The following is a 19,571-nucleotide window of genomic DNA, read 5'->3' as shown; positions in this document are numbered from 1 at the left end:
GGGGACGGCAGGTGGCGGCGGTCGCGATCCGCGAGGATCGCAGTGTCACTGCGTACATTGGCCGCCGTGCCCGGACGTCGCTCCGTCGTGGACTACTCGCTGCAGCGGCGAGCTGTTCTCGCCGACGTGTACGCGGGCCGCACGGGTCTGTTCGAGGTCTGCGACGCGAGTCCGTACCTCTCCCGGGCGGCGAAGTACCACGGCGAGGCGACCTCGATCGCCTGCCCGGTGTGCCGCAAGGAACAGCTGACCCTGGTGAACTACGTGTACGGCGACCACCTGGGCCCGACCTCGGGGCAGGCGAAGACCGGGGCCGAACTGGCCCGGATGGACGCCGCACAGGACGAGTTCACGGTGTACGCCGTCGAGGTGTGTCGCAGCTGTGGCTGGAACCACCTCGACTCCTCGTACGTGCTGGGTGTCGAGCCCGTGCCGGGGCAGCAGCCCCGCAGGGGGCGGCGCCGGACGGCCACGGAGTAGCGCCCGGGGCGGGAGGGCCGGCGTCACGCCGGACCCCTCCGTCACAGCAGCCCCGCACGGGTGCCGATGCGCGCGGTCCTCCCCCGCTCGCAGGGCGCGACACGCCAGGCTGGACCATCGGTCGGCCGCCGAAGACGATCGACGACAGAGAACCGACAGAGAGAGGGGTTCCTCGTGCCTTCCCACGACGAGACCTCGCCCGTAGCGCCGCGCGCCGGATCGGTCCGCCGTCCGCCGCCCGCGCGGACCCGGAGCACCGGCGGGGGCGGCCGTGGATCAGGTCGGCCGGCCGCGGGCGGCGGGCGGGCCCGCACGACGGCCGCCCGCTCCGGCGGCACCCCGCCTCGTCCCCCGGGCAGCCGCCCTGCCGGTGCCGCCGCCGGTGCCAAGCCCCGGGGCTCCGGCACCAAGGGCAGCGCGGCGAAGGCAGGCGGGCCCAAGGGCACCGCGCGGAGCAAGAAGCAGAAGCGCAGACGCCGGCTCAAGATCGCCGGTGGGCTGATGGCGGGCATGCTGGTGCTGCTCGGTGTCTTCGTCGGTGTCGTCTACGCCAGCACCGAGGTGCCGAGCCCCGACTCCATCACCACGGCCCAGACGACGGTCATCTACTACTCCGACGGCACGACCGAGATGGCGCGCCTCGGCGACGAGAACCGCACGAACGTGGCGCTGGACCAGATCGCCGAGCCGGCCCAGAACGCCGTCCTGGCGGCGGAGAACCGCAGCTTCTACTCCGACCCCGGGATCTCCGTGCCCGCGATCATCCGGGCCACGTGGAACAACCTGACCGGCGGCGCGACCCAGGGTGGCTCCACGATCACCCAGCAGTACGTGAAGAACGCGATCCTGCAGAACTCCGAGCAGACGTTCAGCCGGAAGTTCCAGGAGCTCTTCCTGTCGATCAAGCTCGACAACAACTACACCAAGCAGCAGATCCTCGAGAACTACCTGAACACGATCTACTACGGCCGGGGTGCCTACGGCATCGAGGCCGCGGCCAATACCTACTTCGGTGTCTCCGCCGCCCAGCTGACCGCGCAGCAGGGGGCCGTGCTCGCGGTCCTCATCCGCAGCCCTTCGCGGTACGACCCCGAGGTCAGCCCGGAGGACGCCCAGGACCGCTGGGGCCGGGTGCTCGACGCCATGGTCGAGGAGGGGTGGCTGACCTCCCAGGAGCGCGCCGCCTCCGTGTACCCCGCGGTCCTGCCCAAGGCCGGCTCGTCGCTCGGCATCCCGACCGACTACAAGGGCCTGATCGTCAACCGGGTGCTCGCCGAGATGGAGGGCAAGCACGGGTACGACGAGCAGCAGGTGCGCGCCGGCGGCCTCCGGATCACCACCACGGTGGACCCGGGCATGCAGAACGCCGCGGTGACGGCCGTCGCCGAGGTCATGGACGGGGAGCCCGAGGGCCTGCGGGAGGCCATCGTGGCGGTGGACCCGCGCACGGGCGCCGTGAAGGCGTACTACGGCGGTGACGTCGGAGCCGGCGAGGGCGCCATCGACTACGCGCGGGCGCAGCGTCAGCCGGGGTCGTCGGTGAAGCCCTACGTCCTGGCGGCGGCGCTGGAGCAGGGCATCAGCGTCACGGCGCGCCGTGACGGGAGCTCGCCCCAGGAGTTCCCGGACCGCGACGCCCCCGTGCGCAACTCCGGCGGTGCCTCGTGCGGGTCGTGCACGCTGCAGGAGGCCATCACCCGCTCCCTGAACACCACCTTCTACGGGCTGGCCTACGAGGTGGGCCCGGACAAGGTCGCCGACGTGGCCCGGCGGGCCTCCGGTCTGCCCGACGTGTGGGAGGAGGGCAGCCCCCTGCTGCTCGGCGTGCCGACCCTGGCCAACCCGGAGACCGGGACGATCGGCTCCTCGATCGGCATCGGTGAGTACGAGATGCGCACGATCGACCAGGCGCACGGCTTCGCCACCTTCGCCGCCGGCGGCGTCGAGCGGGATCCGTACTTCGTCGCGAAGGTCGCCGACAACGCGGGCGCGGTCCTGCTCGAGTACGCCGGCGACCCGGGCGAGCAGGTCATCGACGCCGACGTGGCCAACGACGTCACCTACGCGCTCAAGGACGTCGCCTCGTACTCGCGTCGGGCACTGGACGGCGGGCGGGAGGTCGCCAGCAAGACCGGTACCCAGGGCCTCAACGCGGAGGAGAACTCCGACGCCTGGATGGTCGGGTACACCCCGTCCCTGTCCACGGCCGTCTGGATGGGCAACGACAACCCGAACGACCCGATCCGCAACGCGCGGGAGCAGATCATCTACGGCTCGGGGCTCCCGGGCGCCATCTGGCAGGAGTTCATGAACACCGTCCTCGCCGGCACGCCGGAAGAGGAGCTGCCGAGCGAGCCGCTCATCGAGGGAGACACGGGCGAGGGCGTCCCGGAGCCGGAACCGGAGCCGGAGCCGGAGCCGGACGTGCCGGCCACCACGGCCCCGACGCCGAGCACGGTCCCGAGCCCCGCGCCGAACCCCGACCCGAACCCGAACCCCAATCCGGACCCGAACCCCAATCCGGACCCGAACCCCAACCCCAACCCCAATCCGAACCCGAACCCGAACCCGGACCCCGACCCGGACGCGCCGCAGGAAGGCGTGCCCGGGTTGCCCGAGGAGGACGGCGACGGCTGAGCCGTGCGGCTCCTCCCGTCCCGCACACTGAGCGGGTGAGCACCACCTCCACGGACCCCTCCGGAACCACTCCGGGGGGGTCCGTGCACGTTCCACGTGGAACGGGCGCACCGGTGGTCACGCCGCCCTCGCGACCCGATCGCGTGGTCCCCACCTGGGTCGATGCCGTCGCGGCGCAGGCGAGCGAGGCCGTAGGTGGCCCCTGGGGCCGGCACGCGGTGACCGGGCGGGCCCGGTTCTGGACGCCGCTCCGCGTCTGCCTCCTCTTCGCCACCTGCGTCCTGGCGCTCGCGTGGGCCAAGCAGGCGCCCTGCGCCTCGGGGGACTGGAGCGGCTCGCGCCAGTACACCCATCTCTGCTACTCCGACGCGGTGCCGCTCTTCGGCAGCTACGGCCTCGGCGAGGGAGCCCTGCCCTACCTGGACGCGCGGGTCGAGTACCCGGTCCTCACCGGCGGCCTGATGGCCCTCGCCGCGACCGGAGCCCGCCTGTACGTCACGGCGACGGACTCGGTCGGCCTGCTGCCCGGCGTCCCGACCGTGCAGGCCTTCACCGTCCTGACGTGCCTCCTGCTGTCTGCCTGCGCGCTCGTGCTGGTGCGCGCGGTGCTCGGGCTGTCCGGCCGTCGGCCCTGGGACGCGGCGATGATCGGCCTGTCCCCGATCCTGCTCGTGCACGCCTTCACGAACTGGGACCTGCTCGCCGTCGCGCTCGCCACCCTCGGCATGCTCGCCTGGGCGCGGTCCCGCCCGGTGGCGGCCGGTGTCCTCCTCGGCCTGGGCATCGCGGCGAAGTTCTACCCGCTGCTGCTGTTCGGGGTCCTCTTCGTGCTCTGCCTGCGGGCCGGCCGGCTGCGGGCCTGGGTGGTGGCGGTGGCGGCCGCGGCGGTGGCCTGGTCGGCGGTGAACCTCCCCGTCGCGCTCGCCGCGGCGGACAACTGGTCCTGGTTCTTCGTCTTCAGCCGCGAGCGGCCGGCCAACCCGGAGTCGATCTGGAACATCGCGCTGCACGCGACCGACCAGCGCATCCTCGACGGCCCGCTCGCGGCGGGCGAGACGCCGTCGGTCCTCAACGCCGTCGTCACGGTGTGCCTGCTCGCGCTCGCGGCCGGCGTCGCATGGCTCGGGATGGCTGCGCCCGTCCGCCCCCGGGTGGCGCAGCTGGCCTTCCTGCTGGTGGCCGGTTTCCTGCTGCTCAACAAGGTGTGGAGTCCGCAGTTCTCGCTCTGGTTGCTGCCCCTGGCCGTGCTCGCCCGCCCGCGCTGGCGTTCCCTGCTGCTCTGGCAGGCCACCGAGGTCATGGTGTGGATCGTGACGATGCTGCACTACCTCGGCACGGACAACCGCGGCATCGAGGTCGAGTGGTTCTTCTTCGGCGTGCTCCTGCGCGACACGGCGGTCCTCGTGCTCATGGCCCTCGTCGTCCGCGACGTGCTGCGCCCGGACGGCGACGTGGTGCGGACCAGCTGGCCCGGGGTCGACGATCCGGCCGGGGGCCCGCTCGACCGGGCTCCGGACCGCCGGCTGCTGCGTGGGGTGCGGCTGCTGCGCTCAGCCCCCGAGGGCGGTGCGCAGGAGGGCGATCTCCTCGGCGTGCGACGCGGCGTCCCCGGGGGTCTCGAGGACGACGGGGCAGTCGGCCGCCCGCGCCACCTCGACCAGTAGCTCGGTGGGGATCTCGCCCTCGGTCAGCGGGGCGTGCCGGTCGCGGCTGGAGCCGTGCGGGTCGCGGCTGTTGTTCAGGTGCACCAGGTCGATCCGGCCCGCCCGGGCGCGGACGTCGTCGACCACGGTGGACAGGTCCCAGCCGGCCGCCCAGGCGTGGCAGGTGTCGAGCACGAAACCGGCGCCGAACTCGCCGACGGCGTCGAACAGCCGGTCGACGGCGTCGAGGTCGCGCGCCATGGCGTTGCCGCCCCCGGCGGTGTTCTCGATCAGCAGCGGGAGCGGGAAGCCGCCGTCCTTCTGCTGGTAGGCGAACGTCTTGCGCCAGTTGTCCACACCGATCGCCGGGTCGTCCTCGGCCAGTACGTGCCCACCGTGCACGACCAGGCCGAAGGCGCCGATGGCTGCCGCCCCCGCGGCGTGCGCCGCGAGCAGCTTGCGGCCCGGGACGCGGATCCGGTTGTTCGTCGTCGCGACGTTCAGCATGTACGGCGCGTGGACCACGACCATGACGTCCGAGCCCAGCAGGTCCGCCTGGTCGGGCCGCGGCTTCGGGTTCTTGTAGCTCTGCGGGTCGGTGAGGAACACCTGGACGCCGTCGGCGTCCATCTCGGCCGCGCGGGCCAGCGGGCCGCCGTCCTCGAGCTCGTTGTCCTCGGTCAGACCAGGGCCGACGTGTACGCCGATCGGGTGGAGAGCCACGCTCACGGACCCTAGTTCTTCCCCGATTTCAGGTTTAGCCGTAACTGCGATCACACATCATCGTTCAAGCAACGTGACGGGGGTTACTCACCAGTAGGCGAGCTGATCTCGGCGCACAGTGGAGGTAGAGAAGACGATGGCAACCGGTCGGATCCGTCGAACCGCGCAGCGAGGAGTCGCCGCTGCGGTACTCGGTTGGTTGGGCGTGGCCGCCTTCTCGGTCCTCATGGCCCCCAGCGCCGCGGCCGCCCCGAGCGCGACGATCGAGATCAGGAACCTGACGCCTCCCGTGGCCAGTGTCGACGCGGGCGGGTCGGTGACGTTCGTGAACAAGATCCCGGCGCAGAACAAGGGCGGGATCAACCTCGGGCTGGTCAACCTCTCCGTCACGGTCCACACCGACGTCGCGGTGAACTTCTTCGGCCAGGAGCGGAAGCTCGCCACCGACCAGAGCGCTGCGTGGAACTTCTCGGCTCCGGCGACCACCGGCTCGATCACCTACACCTACCGGATCGTCCCGCAGGCCAGCCTGCCGGTGGGCGTGACCCTGCAGCAGGTGGTGGACAAGACCCTGGCGTCGCTCCCGCCGCTGCCCGCCCCGATCCCCTACGTCGTGCAGACCATCGCGCCGAACCTGCCCACCCTGCCCAGCGTGGGGCTGCCGCAGCTCCCGCAGGTCAACGTGCCGCTGCCGACCGGGCAGGTCCAGCCGCCGCCCACCCCCGGCGGCCCGACCGGACCGGCCGGACCGGGTGCTCCCGCGCCCACCGACGGCGCCACCGACGGATCCCCGCTGGCCGGCACCCCGGGTGACGTCTACACGTACGACACCGACTTCGGCGCACCGCGGATGACGCCGTCGGACATCGTGGCCGCCTCCGCGTTCGACCCGTCGCGCTACTTCGTGCCCGGCCGCAGCCTCGGCGGGGCCGACCGCGCGGGTTCGGGGGGCGGTGCCGGCGGTGTGGCGGGCAGCTACGACGGCGCGTCGGTGCCGGTGTTCGGTCAGCTGGCCGGCCTGGACGACGTCGCCCTCGAGGAGAGCGACCCGGTCACGCAGGCCGCCTCCGAGGCGACCCCCGCCCAGACGCTCCCTGCCGCTGCCCTGGCCGCGGTGGTGGCCCTCGCCGCGGTCACGGCCGCACTGGTCCGCACCCACCAGGCGTCGCGCTCGCCGGTGGAGTGACGAGCGCACCCGGCCGGCGGCCGTCGTCCCCCGGGGACGGCGGCCGCCGCCGCGTTCCCGGGCGCTGGTAACCTGGATCAGCGCGCTCTCGACACCTGTCGGGGCGCGCGACGCATGCACGACCCTCCTGCTGCAGACGTCCTGCAGCCGCCAAGTCCAGAGGAGGTGGGGTTCTCCGTGCGTAACTACGAATTGATGGTCATCCTCGACCCCGAGCTCGAGGAGCGGACCATCGCTCCCTCGCTCGACCGGTTCCTGACCGTCGTCACCAAGGCCGGTGGCACCGTCAAGACCGAGATCTGGGGCCGGCGTCGGCTGGCCTACGAGATCAAGAAGCAGGTCGAGGGCATCTACGCGATCGTCACGATCGAGTCCGAGCCCGCCGCCGTGGCCGAGCTGGACCGCCAGCTCAACCTGAACGAGTCGGTGCTCCGCACGAAGCTGATGCGCCCCGAGGCCCACTGACCATGGCCGGCGAAACCGTCATCACCGTCATCGGCAACCTCACCGCCGATCCGGAGCTGCGCTTCACGCCGTCGGGCGCTGCCGTCGCCAACTTCACCGTCGCGTCGACCCCGCGCACCTTCGACCGCCAGTCGCAGGAGTGGAAGGACGGCGAAGCGCTGTTTCTCCGCTGCAACGTCTGGCGTCAGGCCGCGGAGAACGTGGCCGAGTCGCTGACGCGGGGCTCGCGGGTCATCGTGAGCGGCCGCCTCAAGCAGCGCTCCTTCGACACGAAGGAAGGCGAGAAGCGCACCGTCATCGAACTCGAGGTCGACGAGATCGGCCCGTCCCTCCGTTACGCCACCGCGAAGGTCACCCGCGCATCGCGCGGTGAGGGTGGCGGCGGCTTCGGTGGTGGCGGCGGCGGCGGTGGCGGCTTCTCCGGTGGCGGCAGTGGCGGCGGTGGCGGCGGAGCGAGCGACCCCTGGTCGACGCCCGCCGGACCGTCGGACGAACCGCCCTTCTGAAGAAGGACCCCCTCGCCCCCCACGCCTCTCCGTTCGGCGCGGGCCCCGGCGAGCGGCCGCTCCATCACCTCACTTTCTGGAGAACCCAGTGCCAAAGCCTCCCATCCGCAAGATCAAGAAGAAGGTCTGCCAGTTCTGCAAGGACAAGGCGACCTACATCGACTACAAGGACACGACCCTGCTGCGGAAGTTCATCTCCGACCGCGGCAAGATCCGTGCCCGCCGCGTCAGCGGCAACTGCAGCCAGCACCAGCGTGACGTCGCCGTGGCCGTGAAGAACAGCCGCGAGATGGCACTGCTGCCCTACACCTCGACGGCGCGCTGATCATGAGCACCATGAAGCTGATCCTCACGCAGGAGGTCACCGGTCTCGGTTCCTCCGGTGACACCGTCGAGGTCAAGGGCGGCTACGGCCGCAACTACCTCCTGCCCCGCGGCCTGGCCATCGCGGCCACCCGTGGTGCCCAGAAGCAGGTCGAGTCGCTCCGTCGGGCGCGTGCCGCCCGCGAGGTCGCCTCGCACGAGGACGCGCAGGCCGTGGCCGGGCGTCTGACCGGCCTCAGGGTGCAGGTCCCGGCCCGCGCCGGTGAGGGCGGCCGGCTGTTCGGCCGCGTCACCACCGCCGACGTGGCCGCCGCGGTCTCCGCGGCGGGTGGTCCGGAGCTCGACCGCCGCCGGATCGAGCTGCCCAGCAGCATCAAGACCACCGGCGAGCACAGCGTCACCGTGCGGGTGCACCCGGAGGTCACGACCCAGCTGACGATCGAGGTCGTCCCCGGCTGAGCCAGGGCCCCTGCGGGGGCCAGCCCGGAAGGGGCGTCGGACTGCGGTCCGGCGCCCCTTCCGTCGTCCCGGGACCCGAACCGGGCGCCGGCCCGCTGTGCGCCCCGTGGAGGTGCTGGCGGCGGCTCCGGTGCCCCGGGGGGCGCAGGCGCGACGTCCCGCCTCCCAGGCGCGACGACCGGTCTCCCCGGGCGGGGAGACGGGTCCGGGGGAGCGTGGGACTCGTGGTGCGCGCCCCGGAAAATTGTTGAGAACTTTCTGCCGTCCACAGCCCGTGGATCCCGTTCCCGCAGGTGACGGCAGGGGGGACGGCGGATGGCCGCCGCGTGTCCCCCGCCGTCTCCACATGTCGACAGGCGTGAATCCACCGACTTGTCCACAAGTTGTGCAGATCGACGTGCACACCGGTGTTGGACGGGCCCCCCTCCGGCTTCCTAACGTCCTCCCCAGCTGCCGCCAGGCGCCGGACTTGGCTCCGTCCAACATGTCAGTGCCTGGCGGTAGCAATCACCGAACAGACGTTCGGTCCGGCGCGCTCGCCGAACTCCGGCTTCCCCTCGGAGTGGTGCCGCGGGCGCGCCCGCACGAGATGGAGGACAACCGTGGCGGTGGCCGACGACTTCAGCCGGCCGACAGCGACGGCGCCGGCCTACGACCGGCAGCCGCCGCAGGACGTCGCCGCCGAGCAGTCGGTGCTCGGCGGCATGCTGCTCAGCAAGGACGCGGTCGCCGACGTCGTGGAGGCGCTCCAGGGGCCGGACTTCTACCGGCCGGCGCACCAGATCATCTTCGACTGCATCCTCGACCTCTACGGCCGCGGCGAGCCGGCGGACGCGATCACCGTCGCCGCCGAGCTCAACCGCACCGACCAGCTGTCCAAGATGGGCGGTGCGGTCTACCTGCACACCCTGATCGCCTCCACACCGACGGCGGCCAACGCCGGCTACTACGCCGCGATCGTGGCCGAGCAGGCCGTGCTGCGGCGGCTGGTGGAGGCCGGCACCCGGGTGGTGCAGCTCGGCTACGGCGCCGCGGGCGGCAAGGGCGACGTCGACGACATCGTCGACCGGGCGCAGCAGGAGATCTACGACGTCACCGAGAAGCGGATGAGCGCGGACTACTCGCGCCTCGAGGACATCCTCCAGCCGACCATGGACGAGCTGGACGCGATCGCCTCCCGTGGCGGGGTCAGCCGCGGCGTCCCGACCGGCATCCGTGACCTCGACGAGCTCACCAACGGTCTGCAGGCCGGTCAGATGATCGTCATCGCGGCCCGTCCCGGCGTGGGCAAGGCCCTGGCCCTGGACACCCCGATCGCCACCCCCTCGGGTTGGACGACGATGGGCGAGATCGCCGTCGGTGACCGGGTGATCGGCTCCGACGGCCGACCCACGACGGTGGTCGCCGCGACCGACGTCTTGACCGACCGGCCCTGCTACGCGGTGCACTTCTCCGACGGTTCGGTGATCGTCGCGGATGCACAGCACCAGTGGCTCACCGAGACCCGCGCCAGCCGGAAGTCGGCCCAGGCGGCCGCCGCGGGCACCAACCGGTGCCGCAACCGGAGGACCTTCGCGGAGGTGCGCACCACCGAGGAGATCGCCCGGACGGTTCGTTGCGCCACGAAGGACGCCCGGCTCAATCACTCCGTGACGAACGCGGCCCCGCTCGATCTGTCACCGGCCGACCTCCCCGTTCCGCCGTACGCTCTCGGTGTCTGGCTCGGTGACGGCACCTCCGCCGCGGCGCAGTTCACCAGCGCAGACCCGGAGATCGCCGTCTACATCGAGAGCGAAGGCCTGGTCGCACAGCCCACGGGCGCGGACCGCCGGTACTCGCTCCAGCTCCCGCCGCGGGTCGCGACCGAGGACCGCACCTGCCCGATGTGCGGAGAGCGGTTCTTCCCCATGACGTCGCAGGTGCAGACCTGCGGCAAGGCCTGTGGCGGTGCTCTGCGGGCGGCCGGTGGCGTGGGACTCCAGGCCTCCTGCCCCGACTGCGGCGGTCCGTCTTCCGGCATGGCGCAGTGCCAGGCCTGCAGGGACGACCACGGGACCGTCCAGGCGCTCCTGCGAAAGCTCGGAGTGCTGAACGACAAGCACATCCCGACGCAGTACCTGCGCGGGTCCATCGCGCAGCGGCGGGCGCTGCTCGCCGGCCTGCTCGACACCGATGGCACCGTGGCGCCGAGCGGGGTCGTCCAGTTCGGCGTCACCAGCCGGCGGCTGGCCGAGGACGCTCGCGAGCTCATGGCCAGCCTGGGCTACCGCGTCCGCATGACGACCAAGCGCGTGCGCGGGCGCTCCGAGGACTCCTCGACCTGCTTCACGCTGACGTTCAGCACCGACGACGAGGTCTTCAAGCTGGAGCGGAAGAAGCTGCTGCACAAGGAGCGTGGTGCTCGGACGTTCACCTCTCGGGGCAGTCGCTTCATCACCGACGTGCGGCTCATCCCGAGCGTTCCGGTGCGGTGCATCCAGGTCGACGCGGAGGACCACCTCTTCCTCGCCGGCCGCAGCTTCATCCCGACGCACAACTCGACGCTGGGGCTCGACATCGCGCGCTCGGCGTCGGTGAAGAACCACCTGCCTGCCGCCATCTTCAGCCTGGAGATGAGCAAGCACGAGATCACCATGCGTCTGCTGTCGGCCGAGGCGAAGGTGCCGCTGCACCACATGCGCGCCGGCTCCCTGTCCGACGAGGACTGGTCGAAGCTGGCCCGCCGGATGGGCGAGATCGCCGATGCGCCGCTCTACATCGACGACTCCCCGAACATGACGATGATGGAGATCCGGGCCAAGGCGCGGCGGCTCAAGCAGCGCAACGACCTCAAGCTGATCGTCATCGACTACCTGCAGCTGATGACGTCGGGCAAGAAGGTCGAGAGCCGTCAGCAGGAGGTCTCGGAGTTCTCGCGTGCGCTCAAGCTGCTGGCCAAGGAGCTCGAGGTCCCGGTCATCGCGATGTCGCAGCTCAACCGTGGCTCCGAGCAGCGTCAGGACAAGAAGCCGATGCTGTCCGACCTCCGTGAGTCCGGCTCGATCGAGCAGGACGCCGACATGGTCATGATGATCCACCGCGAGGACATGTACGAGAAGGAGTCCCCGCGGGCCGGCGAGGCCGACATCATGCTGGTCAAGCACCGCAACGGCCCGACCGCCAACGTCACGGTCGCCTTCCAGGGCCACTACAGCCGCTTCGTGGACATGGCCAACTAGCCGCGGCACCTCCACCAGAGGCCCGGAATCCTTGCGGTTCCGGGCCTCTCCCGTGCAGTGCTCGCCGTGCTCGGGCATCTCCGCACCGCGCCGCCAGTGACCGTCCAGTGACCCCGCGTGTGTGGCCTGGATCACCGTCACGTAGGAAGGGGACCCCCGACACACCAGGAGTACTCGTGACCCTTCGTTCCTGGCGGCGGACGACGATGTCCGCCGTCGGCGCGCTGGCCCTCACCGCCACGTTCGCCGCCACCGCACCCTCGGCCCTCGCTGCGCCCCAGCCGAAGGCCGACCCGGTGTCCCTGTTCCCCAGCAACTCCCTCACCGTCCCCGACGGCCGGCAGCTCACCGGCCGTCGCGTGGCCCTGCCCACGCAGAACTGCGGCCCGGCCATCACCTGCGGGCTGGTGCAGCGGCTCAACGAGCTCGACGGCTTCGACCTCGACCCTCGGCTCGCCGTCACGTTCAGCGCCCCGGTCGATCCCGCGCAGATGGCCCAGCGCATCACGGTCCAGGAGTCGCGCGGCGGCTGGCGCACCGGCGTCGACCGCGTCGTCTACGACCGGGCCTCGAACACGGTCTACGCCCATCCGGCCGAACAGCTCGCCCCGGGCACGACCTACCGGCTGAGCGTCCAGGGCGGGCCGGCGAACAAGGCCGCCCAGGACACGTTCACCACGATGAGCGCGACCGACGGCCTGGTGGACCTGCGCCGGCAGATCGACGTCGGCGGACGAGCGCTCGGCGCCGTCGGTATCGCCCCCGGGCTGCGGGTGGAGGGGACGTTCCCGGCGGCCGGCACGACCGTCGACTGGGCACAGGACCGCGGCACGGTCGACCCGGCCCCGGCCCCCGTGCCGACCCAGCAACTCCCCGCGGGCAGCCTGCTGGTCTTCGGCTCCTACCTCGCGCCGTCCTGGCTGCAGCCGGACGTCACGATCCGCCAGACCCCGACCCGTGACTTCGGCCCCCTCCCGGTGGCCGCGGCGCGACTGCCCTTCGTCGCCGTGCTGCCGGCAGGCAAGGCCCCGGCCGGCGGGTGGCCGGTTGCCGTCTTCGGGCACGGCTTCACCAGCTCCACGAACGCCGCCTTCCTCGCCGCCACCACGAACGCCGCCGAGGGCATCGCCACCATCGCCACCAACGTGGTGGGCCACGGCTACGGGCCGGGCAGCACGTGGCGGGTCACCAGCGGCGGCACGACGACGACGCTGCCGGCATACGGCCGAGGCATCGACCAGGACGGCGACGGCGACATCGAGGCCAGTGAGGGATCCTCGGCCAGCGGGGGCGCCGCCGCGGTCTCCTCCCGTGACGCGCTGCGGCAGACGGCAGCCGACATCATGACGCTGGTGCGGTCCCTGGACACCGACGTCGACGGTGACCGATCCCCCGACCTCTCGGGCCGCGGCGTGACCTACTTCGGGCAGAGCTTCGGCGGCATCTACGGCTCGATGCTCACCGGGGCGGACCCGGCGATCAGCCGGGCGGTGCTCAACGTGCCAGGTGGGCCGATCACCGAGATCGCGCGGCTGGCGCCCGCCTTCCGGCTGCTGACCACCCAGTCGCTGCAGGCGGCCGGGCTGCTCAACAGCCAGGACCGCAGTCGGGCGTTCTTCCAGGAACAGCTTCCGCTGCGCGGTGAGGGCCCGGTGACGGCGACCGTCCCGGGAGCGCTGGCGATCCAGGACCACCTGGCGAAGGCGACGTGGCTGAGCCGGCCGGGGAGCCCGGAGACGTTCGCGCCGCTGATCGACGATCGCCGGGTGCTGCTGCAGGTGGCCCTCGGCGACCAGACGGTGCCCAACCCGACGTCCTACACGCTCGTCGACGCGGGTGACCTGTGGTCGCGGACCAGCCTGTACCGCCACGACCGCACCGGTCGCACGGACAACCCGCACTCGTTCCTGCTGAACCCGGACAACCCGGCCTGGCTGCAGGGCCTGGCGCAGGTGTCGGAGTTCCTGCGCAGCGGGCGGGTGGCCGACCCGGACGGCACCGGAGCCGTCTGGGAGGTGCCGATCAACGATCCCGCCGTGCTGCTGCCCCTCAACTTCCCGAACCCCGCGCTGAGGCCCTGACCGGCCGGCCGGGGTGCCGCGGAGGGGCCCAGGACCGTGACGGTCCTGGGCCCCTCCCCGTTCCACGTGGGACGCGTCGAACTGTCGGACCGCAGTGGCACGGTGCCCGCATGAAGCTGCTGACGGCGACGCGAGAAGGACAGGGCGAGCAGGACGGCGACTTCTGCTTCGCGATCGAAGGGGAACTCGTCCTGCCGGGGTTCGTCTGCGCGACGGACCAGGCCGATCCGGACGGTGGGTGCGGTTGCGGGCGTGCCTTCTCCGGGATGAGCTCCATGCGGGCCACCACGACCGCCGTGGTGCGCGACCTCGACGTCTCCCCCGCCGACGTGCGGCTGGCCATCACGGGCTACTACGTCTCGGCGGGCATGGGACCTGACGTGATCGGCTACGCGGAGTTCGAGGACGTCGTGTCAGCGACGCTGGAGGACCTGGCGGAGATCGCCCACGTGCCCGTAGGTGCCGTGGTCGGCCGGCGGCTCGACAACTTGACCTGGCGGTCTGAGCCCGGCGGGGTCGGCGAGCCATGAACCGGAGAGGCCCAGGACCACGCGGGTCCTGGGCCTCTCCGGTCTACGGCCCCGTCCGCGGCTCACCTGAGCGTGAGGGGGACGGGGTCCTTCCTCAGGCGGCGGCCTTCGACAGCTCGCGGCGGACCTTCTTGCCGCCGGTCGTCATGCGCACCAGCTTGATGACCTGCGCCGGCGCGTTCTTCGGCGTCGTCTCCGCGAGCCAGCCGTTGGGCAGCGAGAGCCGGATGACCTTGTGCCACGCGCTCGCGACCTGCTTGTACAGCGGGGCGGAGTGGTAGGTCAGCCCGTAGCGGTCGAAGATGTCCTTCACCTTGGGCGCGATCTCGGCGTACCGGTTGCTCGGGATGTCGGGGAACAGGTGGTGCTCCACCTGGTGCGACAGGTTGCCGGTCATGATGTGCATGGCCTTGCTGCCCGAGATGTTGGCCGAGCCGAGCATCTGGCGCAGGTACCACTCACCGCGGGTCTCGCCGTCGATCGACTTCTTCTCGAAGGTCTCGACGCCCTCGGGGAAGTGCCCGCACATGATCACCGAGTGCGACCACAGGTTGCGCACGACGTTGGCGGTGAAGTTCGCGGCCAGGGTCGGCAGGAACGACGGGCCGGACAGCGCAGGGTGGACCAGGTAGTCCTTGCCCGCCTGGTTGCGGATCTTCTTGAGCACCTGCTTGTAGGCGGCCTTGAACTCCGGGTTCTGGCGGCGCTTCTTCGACGCGAGGTTCTTGCCGAGTTCGAGGTCGTAGGCAGCGATCCCGTACTCGAAGAAGCAGGCGTTGATGAAGTTCCACAGCGGCTGGGCCAGGTACATCGGGTGCCAGCGCTGGTCCTCGTCGACGCGCATGATCCCGTAGCCGAGGTCGTTGTCCTTGCCGATCACGTTCGTGTACGTGTGGTGCAGCTCGTTGTGCGAGTGCTTCCACTGCTCGGCCGGGCTGGCCATGTCCCACTCCCACGTCGTGGAGTGGATCTTGGGATCGCGCATCCAGTCCCACTGGCCGTGCAGGATGTTGTGCCCGATCTCCATGTTCTCGAGGATCTTGGCGACCGACAGGCCGACCGTCCCGACGACCCAGGCCGGCGGGAACATCGAGACCAGCAGCGCTGCCCGGCTGCCCAGCTCGAGCTTGCGCTGGACGTCGATGACCTTGCGGATGTACTTGGCGTCGTCCTCACCCAGGCTGTCGCGCACCTCCTGACGGATGGTGTCGAGCTCCTTGCCGATCATCTCGATGTCCTCGGCGGACAGGTGCGCGACGGGGTTGTCGGACTTCTTCTGCAGAACGGTCATGGTCCGTCTCCTCTGGATCGGGGCGGTCAGTGGTCGGGGAGCAGGGCTCGGCTCAGTGGTCCACGGTGCAGGCGCCGGCAGCGGCGCTCACGCAGGTCTGGATGAGCACGCCGTCGCCCGGGGCGGCGACGGTCAGCTCGCCGTTGCGGAGGTCGCGCACGGCGCCTTCGCGGAGCGGGAGCACGCAGCCGTAGCAGATGCCCATGCGGCAGCCGCTCGGCATGAGGACGCCGGCCTCTTCGGCGGCGTCGAGGATCGGGGTGGCACCGTCGGCCTCGAGCGTGGTGCCGTTCTTGGTGAAGTTCACGGTGCCGCCCTCGCCGGTGACGACGACCGCGGGCCGGAAACGCTCGGTGTAGAGCCGGTCGGCGATGCCGGCCTTGTCCCAGTGCTCCTCGAGCGCCTCGAGCATCCCCACCGGCCCGCAGGCCCAGGTGGAGCGCTCGTGCAGGTCGGGGACGAGGTCGGCGATCGACCGGGCGTCGAGCATCCCGGCGCTGTCGGTGTGCTGCTCGATCAGCCGGATCCGGCCCTCGGCGGCCATCTGCCGCAGCTCGGAACCGAAGACGACGTCGTCGGCGGTAGGGGCGGAGTGCACCAGGACGACGTCGGTGAGCTCGGGGTGGTTGCGCAGGATGCCCATGACCGGCGTGATGCCGGAGCCGGCAGTCACGAACAGCGCCTTCTCCGGGTGCTCGTCGGGCAGGCAGAACTCGCCGGCCGCCTGGTCGAGCTGGACGATCGTGCCCGGCTTCGCCCGGTGCACCAGGTGGTTGCTGACCTTCCCGCCGGGGATGGCCTTCACCGTGACGCTGATGCAGCCGTCGGTGCGCGTCAGGTCCGACGTCAGCGAGTACGCCCGCCACTGCCGCACGCCGTCGACGTCGATGCCGATCCGGATGTACTGACCGGGCTTGTGCGGCCGCCAGCTGCGCCCGGGGCGGATGACGACCGTCGCGGCGTCGCGCGTCTCGTGCTGGATGGCCTCGATGCGACCGCGCAGGTCTGCGCCGGAACGCAGCGGGTCGACCAGGTCGAGGTAGTCGGTCGGCAGGAGCGGGGTGGTCACGAACTCGGCGAGCTTGAGCACCCGGTCGCGCAGGGCCTCGGTTCGCCGGACGGGGCGCGGCCGGGCCTGGGCAGGGCGCGGGGCGGTGGTCGTCATACACAGAAGATTGCCCACCGAAAGAGCGAGTTACCTGTGTGGCTGACGTGAATCCAGCGGTAAGTTCTGTTTCCTGCGAACAAACGGAGGACGTTTATGTCGGCGGACGCGCTCAGCATCCCGCACGCCGTCGCCGATGCCATGCGGCAGGAACTGCCGGACGTCGCCGAGCAGACGGTCGCCGCGATCGTCGTCGAGGTGCCCAGCTACGCCGGCGCGTTCAGCGGCGCGATGGGGCGGACCATCGAGAACGCCGTCGAGCTCGCCCTCGGCGGGTTCCTGGTCCTCGCGTCGGCGGGGGGTGACGGGGATGCGAGCACGCCGATCCAGCCGGCGCTGGACGGGGCCTACGCCCTCGGTCGCGGTGAGGCACGCAGCGGCCGGTCGATGGACGCGCTGCTGGGCGCCTACCGGGTCGGTGCCCGGGTCTCGTGGCGGCACATGGCCGACAGCGGGGTCCGCGCCGGCCTGACCGCGGAGCAGCTCGCCCGCTTCGCGGAACTGGTCTTCGCCTACATCGACCAGCTGTCGGCGGCCAGCGTCGCCGGGCACAGCGACGAGCTGGCGACCAGCGGGCGGGTCAGGGAGCGCTACCTGGAACGGCTGGCGAACCGGCTGCTGGGCGGTGGCCCCCGAGAGGATCTTCTGGCGGCGGCCGAGCGGGCCGACTGGACGCCGCCGCGCACGCTGACCGCGGTGCTGCTCCCCGCGGCCCGGGTGCGCGGCGCCGTGGCACTGCTCGACCCGCGCACGCTGCGATCCACCGAGGAGGTGCCCGGCGAGCTCGTGGTCCTGCTCGTCCCCGACGCGGAGGGCCGGTCGCGGCCGGCGTTGCTGCGGTCCCTCGGCGAGCGCGAGGCCGTGGTGGGGCCCGCGCGGCCCTGGCACGAGGTGGCCGGCTCCTACGCGCGCGCCGTGCGAGCCGTCGATCTGGGCCTGACGGCGGAGGGGCCGGAACCGCTGGACACCGAGGACCGGCTGGCCGACCTGGTGCTCCGCGCCGACGAGGGGGCGCTCGCCGATCTCCGCGCCCAGGCACTGGCGCCGCTGGCCGACCTCGCCGACGGCGCCCGCGAGAAGCTGACCGAGACCCTCCGGTGCTGGCTGCTGCACCACGGCCGGCGGGACGCGGTCGCCGCCGAGCTGTTCGTCCACCCGCAGACGGTGCGGTACCGCATGGGGCAGCTGCGCGAGCTGTACGGCAAGCGGCTGGAGGACCCGCGGACCGTCCTGGAGCTCACCATCGCCCTGGGCGTCGCGCCGCCGTCGAACCGTCGTCCATGATCATCGGGTGATGGCGGACTTCCTGATCGTGCACGGCTGGGAGAACCGGCGGCCGGACGGCCACTGGCAGCGCTGGCTGGCGGATGAGCTGGCCGGCCGCGGCGCCGGCGTCCGGTATCCGCAGTTCCCGGAGCCGGACCAGCCGGTCCTCGCCGACTGGCTGGACCTGCTGAGCGACGAGCTGGCCCGGCTCGACCGCGGTCGCGAGCGGGTGCTCGTCTGCCACAGCCTCGCCGTCCTGCTGTGGTGGCAGGCCGCGCCGGCCCTCGGGGAGCTGCAGCCGGACCGGGTGCTGCTCGTGGCCCCGCCGTCGGCCGACGTCCTGCGGTCCTACCCGGCGGTCGCCGCGTTCGCGCCGCCCGGTATCGAGGCCGCGCCCCTGGACGAGGAACTGCGCCGGCGGGTCCGGTTCGTCGCTTCCGACGACGACCCGTACTTCCCCGGCGGCGCGGCTTCGCTGTACGCCGACCTGTTCGGGATGGACGCGGACGTGATCCCCGGCGGTGCGCACCTGGACCTGCCGGCCGGCTACGGGTCCTGGCCGTCGGTGCTCCAGTGGTGCCTGGATCCGGCGGTCCGCATCGTGGGGCGGGAGCAGCGATGACGGTCGACCTGGACAAGGCCGCGAACTTCCTCGCCACCTCGGCACGGGTGCTCGACCGGCGGCGGTTCGACCTGCTGTTCGGCGACGGCGGTCCGGAGGAGGTCCTCGCCGCCGTCGACGGCTACCGCAACCCCGACGGCGGCTACGGGTGGGGACTCGAGCCGGACCTGCGCTCGCGGACGAGCCAGCCCGGCGGAGCGCTGCACGCGTTCGAGGTCTTCGCCGACGTCGCGCCGACGGCGACCGGCCGCGCGCGGGAGCTGTGCGACTGGCTGGACGCCGCGTCGCTCCCCGACGGCGGCCTGCCGTTCGCGCTGCCGGTGCCCGATCCGGCGGCCTGCGCGCCGTTCTGGGCGGGTGCGGATGCCGGGACGTCGTCGCTGCAGATCACCGCGGTGGTGGCCGCGGTCGCGCACCGGGTGGCGGAGACCGACCCCGATGTCGCGACGCACCCCTGGCTCGGGCGGGCCACCGCCTACTGCCTCCGGGCCGTCCGCGAGCTGGGGCCGGAACCGCACGCCATGGTGCTGGCCTTCGCCGCCCAGTTCCTCGACGCCGCGGCGCGGACCGAGCCCGCCGCGGCCGAGGCCCTCGAGGCCCTGCGGCCGCACGTCCCGGCCGACGGGCTGCTGCACGTGGCCGGAGGTGCCGACGACGAGTTCATGCGGCCGCTGGACTTCGCGCCGCTCCCCGGTGGTCCGGGGCGGTCGCTGTTCGCCCCCGGGGTGGTCGAGGCCGAGCTCGAGCGACTTGCCGACGGCCAGCGGTCCGACGGCGGTTGGGCGGTCGACTTCGCCAGCTACTCCCCCGCGGCGACCCTGGAGTGGCGCGGGCACCGGACGGTGAACTCACTCGTCCTGCTGCGGGCCAACGGCGTCATCGGCTGATCCGCGACGCGCCACCGGAAGCGGGCGCGCCGAGGCGGTCCGCTTGGGCCCCGGCGTCCGAACGCCCTGTGCGTCGCGTGGTCCGCCC

Annotated in this window: 17 protein-coding genes; 14 read left to right on the top strand and 3 right to left on the bottom strand. The window is 72.0% G+C overall.

What is annotated here, in order from left to right; genetic code table 11:
• Positions 1–66 precede the first annotated feature (66 nt).
• The 3 genes from CRP30_RS05860 to CRP30_RS05850 all read left to right on the top strand — a co-directional run bounded on the left by CRP30_RS05860 (position 67) and on the right by CRP30_RS05850 (position 4,781).
• Positions 67–480 (top strand): DUF5318 family protein, encoded by a 414-nt coding sequence (locus CRP30_RS05860; RefSeq protein ID WP_097182916.1) that lies wholly within the window; start codon positions 67–69, stop codon positions 478–480.
• A gap of 174 nt (positions 481–654) precedes the next feature.
• Entirely contained in the window at positions 655–3,117 is a 2,463-nt protein-coding gene (locus tag CRP30_RS05855) for a transglycosylase domain-containing protein (protein WP_235003188.1), read from the top strand.
• A 143-nt stretch (positions 3,118–3,260) separates the two neighbouring features.
• Complete coding sequence (locus CRP30_RS05850; RefSeq protein ID WP_097182914.1) at positions 3,261–4,781, top strand: glycosyltransferase family 87 protein; 1,521 nt, start codon at positions 3,261–3,263, stop codon at positions 4,779–4,781.
• Here the strand turns inward: CRP30_RS05850 and CRP30_RS05845 are convergent.
• Positions 4,668–5,483, bottom strand: coding sequence for a deoxyribonuclease IV (locus CRP30_RS05845; protein WP_097183177.1), 816 nt, complete (start codon positions 5,481–5,483; stop codon positions 4,668–4,670). The two genes, CRP30_RS05850 and CRP30_RS05845, sit on opposite strands and share 114 nt — an antisense overlap.
• 205 nt (positions 5,484–5,688) lie before the next feature.
• Here CRP30_RS05845 and CRP30_RS05840 point away from each other — a divergent pair, with 205 nt between their 5' ends.
• From CRP30_RS05840 to CRP30_RS22690, 8 genes are all read left to right on the top strand, one after another.
• Entirely contained in the window at positions 5,689–6,669 is a 981-nt protein-coding gene (locus CRP30_RS05840) for a hypothetical protein (RefSeq protein WP_097182913.1), read from the top strand.
• Positions 6,670–6,846: 177 nt separating this feature from the next.
• Positions 6,847–7,134 (top strand): 30S ribosomal protein S6, encoded by a 288-nt coding sequence (rpsF, locus tag CRP30_RS05835; protein WP_097183176.1) that lies wholly within the window; start codon positions 6,847–6,849, stop codon positions 7,132–7,134.
• A gap of 2 nt (positions 7,135–7,136) precedes the next feature.
• Complete coding sequence (locus CRP30_RS05830; protein WP_097182912.1) at positions 7,137–7,640, top strand: single-stranded DNA-binding protein; 504 nt, start codon at positions 7,137–7,139, stop codon at positions 7,638–7,640.
• 88 nt (positions 7,641–7,728) lie between these two features.
• Positions 7,729–7,965, top strand: coding sequence for a 30S ribosomal protein S18 (rpsR, locus tag CRP30_RS05825; protein ID WP_097182911.1), 237 nt, complete (start codon positions 7,729–7,731; stop codon positions 7,963–7,965).
• Positions 7,966–7,976: 11 nt separating this feature from the next.
• On the top strand, positions 7,977–8,423 hold the full coding sequence (gene rplI, locus CRP30_RS05820; RefSeq protein ID WP_097183175.1) for a 50S ribosomal protein L9: 447 nt from the start codon (positions 7,977–7,979) through the stop codon (positions 8,421–8,423).
• A 602-nt stretch (positions 8,424–9,025) separates the two neighbouring features.
• Positions 9,026–11,641, top strand: a complete 2,616-nt coding sequence (gene dnaB / locus CRP30_RS05815; RefSeq protein ID WP_097182910.1) for a replicative DNA helicase — start codon at positions 9,026–9,028, stop codon at positions 11,639–11,641.
• A 176-nt stretch (positions 11,642–11,817) separates the two neighbouring features.
• On the top strand, positions 11,818–13,722 hold the full coding sequence (locus CRP30_RS05810; protein WP_143278404.1) for an Ig-like domain-containing protein: 1,905 nt from the start codon (positions 11,818–11,820) through the stop codon (positions 13,720–13,722).
• Between the two features lie 110 nt (positions 13,723–13,832).
• Positions 13,833–14,252 (top strand): DUF7715 family protein, encoded by a 420-nt coding sequence (locus tag CRP30_RS22690; protein WP_200814560.1) that lies wholly within the window; start codon positions 13,833–13,835, stop codon positions 14,250–14,252.
• A gap of 94 nt (positions 14,253–14,346) precedes the next feature.
• Here the strand turns inward: CRP30_RS22690 and CRP30_RS05800 are convergent, their stop codons facing one another.
• Positions 14,347–15,543, bottom strand: coding sequence for a fatty acid desaturase family protein (locus tag CRP30_RS05800; RefSeq protein ID WP_097182908.1), 1,197 nt, complete (start codon positions 15,541–15,543; stop codon positions 14,347–14,349).
• A 52-nt stretch (positions 15,544–15,595) separates the two neighbouring features.
• Positions 15,596–16,708 carry a ferredoxin reductase gene (locus CRP30_RS05795; protein ID WP_097182907.1) on the bottom strand — a complete coding sequence of 371 codons (1,113 nt, stop codon included), beginning with the start codon at positions 16,706–16,708 and terminating at the stop codon, positions 15,596–15,598.
• A 96-nt stretch (positions 16,709–16,804) separates the two neighbouring features.
• On the opposite strand from CRP30_RS05795, the gene CRP30_RS05790 reads away from it, so the two are divergent.
• From CRP30_RS05790 to CRP30_RS05780, 3 genes are read left to right on the top strand one after another with little or no spacing between them, the layout of a single operon-like run.
• Positions 16,805–17,992, top strand: coding sequence for a PucR family transcriptional regulator (locus CRP30_RS05790; RefSeq protein ID WP_097182906.1), 1,188 nt, complete (start codon positions 16,805–16,807; stop codon positions 17,990–17,992).
• A gap of 10 nt (positions 17,993–18,002) precedes the next feature.
• A complete protein-coding gene (locus CRP30_RS05785; protein WP_097183174.1) occupies positions 18,003–18,596 on the top strand; it encodes an RBBP9/YdeN family alpha/beta hydrolase in 594 nt (197 codons plus the stop codon).
• On the top strand, positions 18,593–19,483 hold the full coding sequence (locus CRP30_RS05780; RefSeq protein WP_097182905.1) for a hypothetical protein: 891 nt from the start codon (positions 18,593–18,595) through the stop codon (positions 19,481–19,483). The genes CRP30_RS05785 and CRP30_RS05780 overlap by 4 nt, the downstream gene beginning before the upstream one ends.
• Positions 19,484–19,571: the final 88 nt, after the last annotated feature.

Source organism: Blastococcus haudaquaticus, assembly GCF_900230285.1.
Lineage (GTDB): Bacteria > Actinomycetota > Actinomycetes > Mycobacteriales > Geodermatophilaceae > Blastococcus_B > Blastococcus_B haudaquaticus.
Note: the sequence above shows the minus strand (reverse complement) of the source record. Positions and strands in the feature narration are given on the sequence as shown.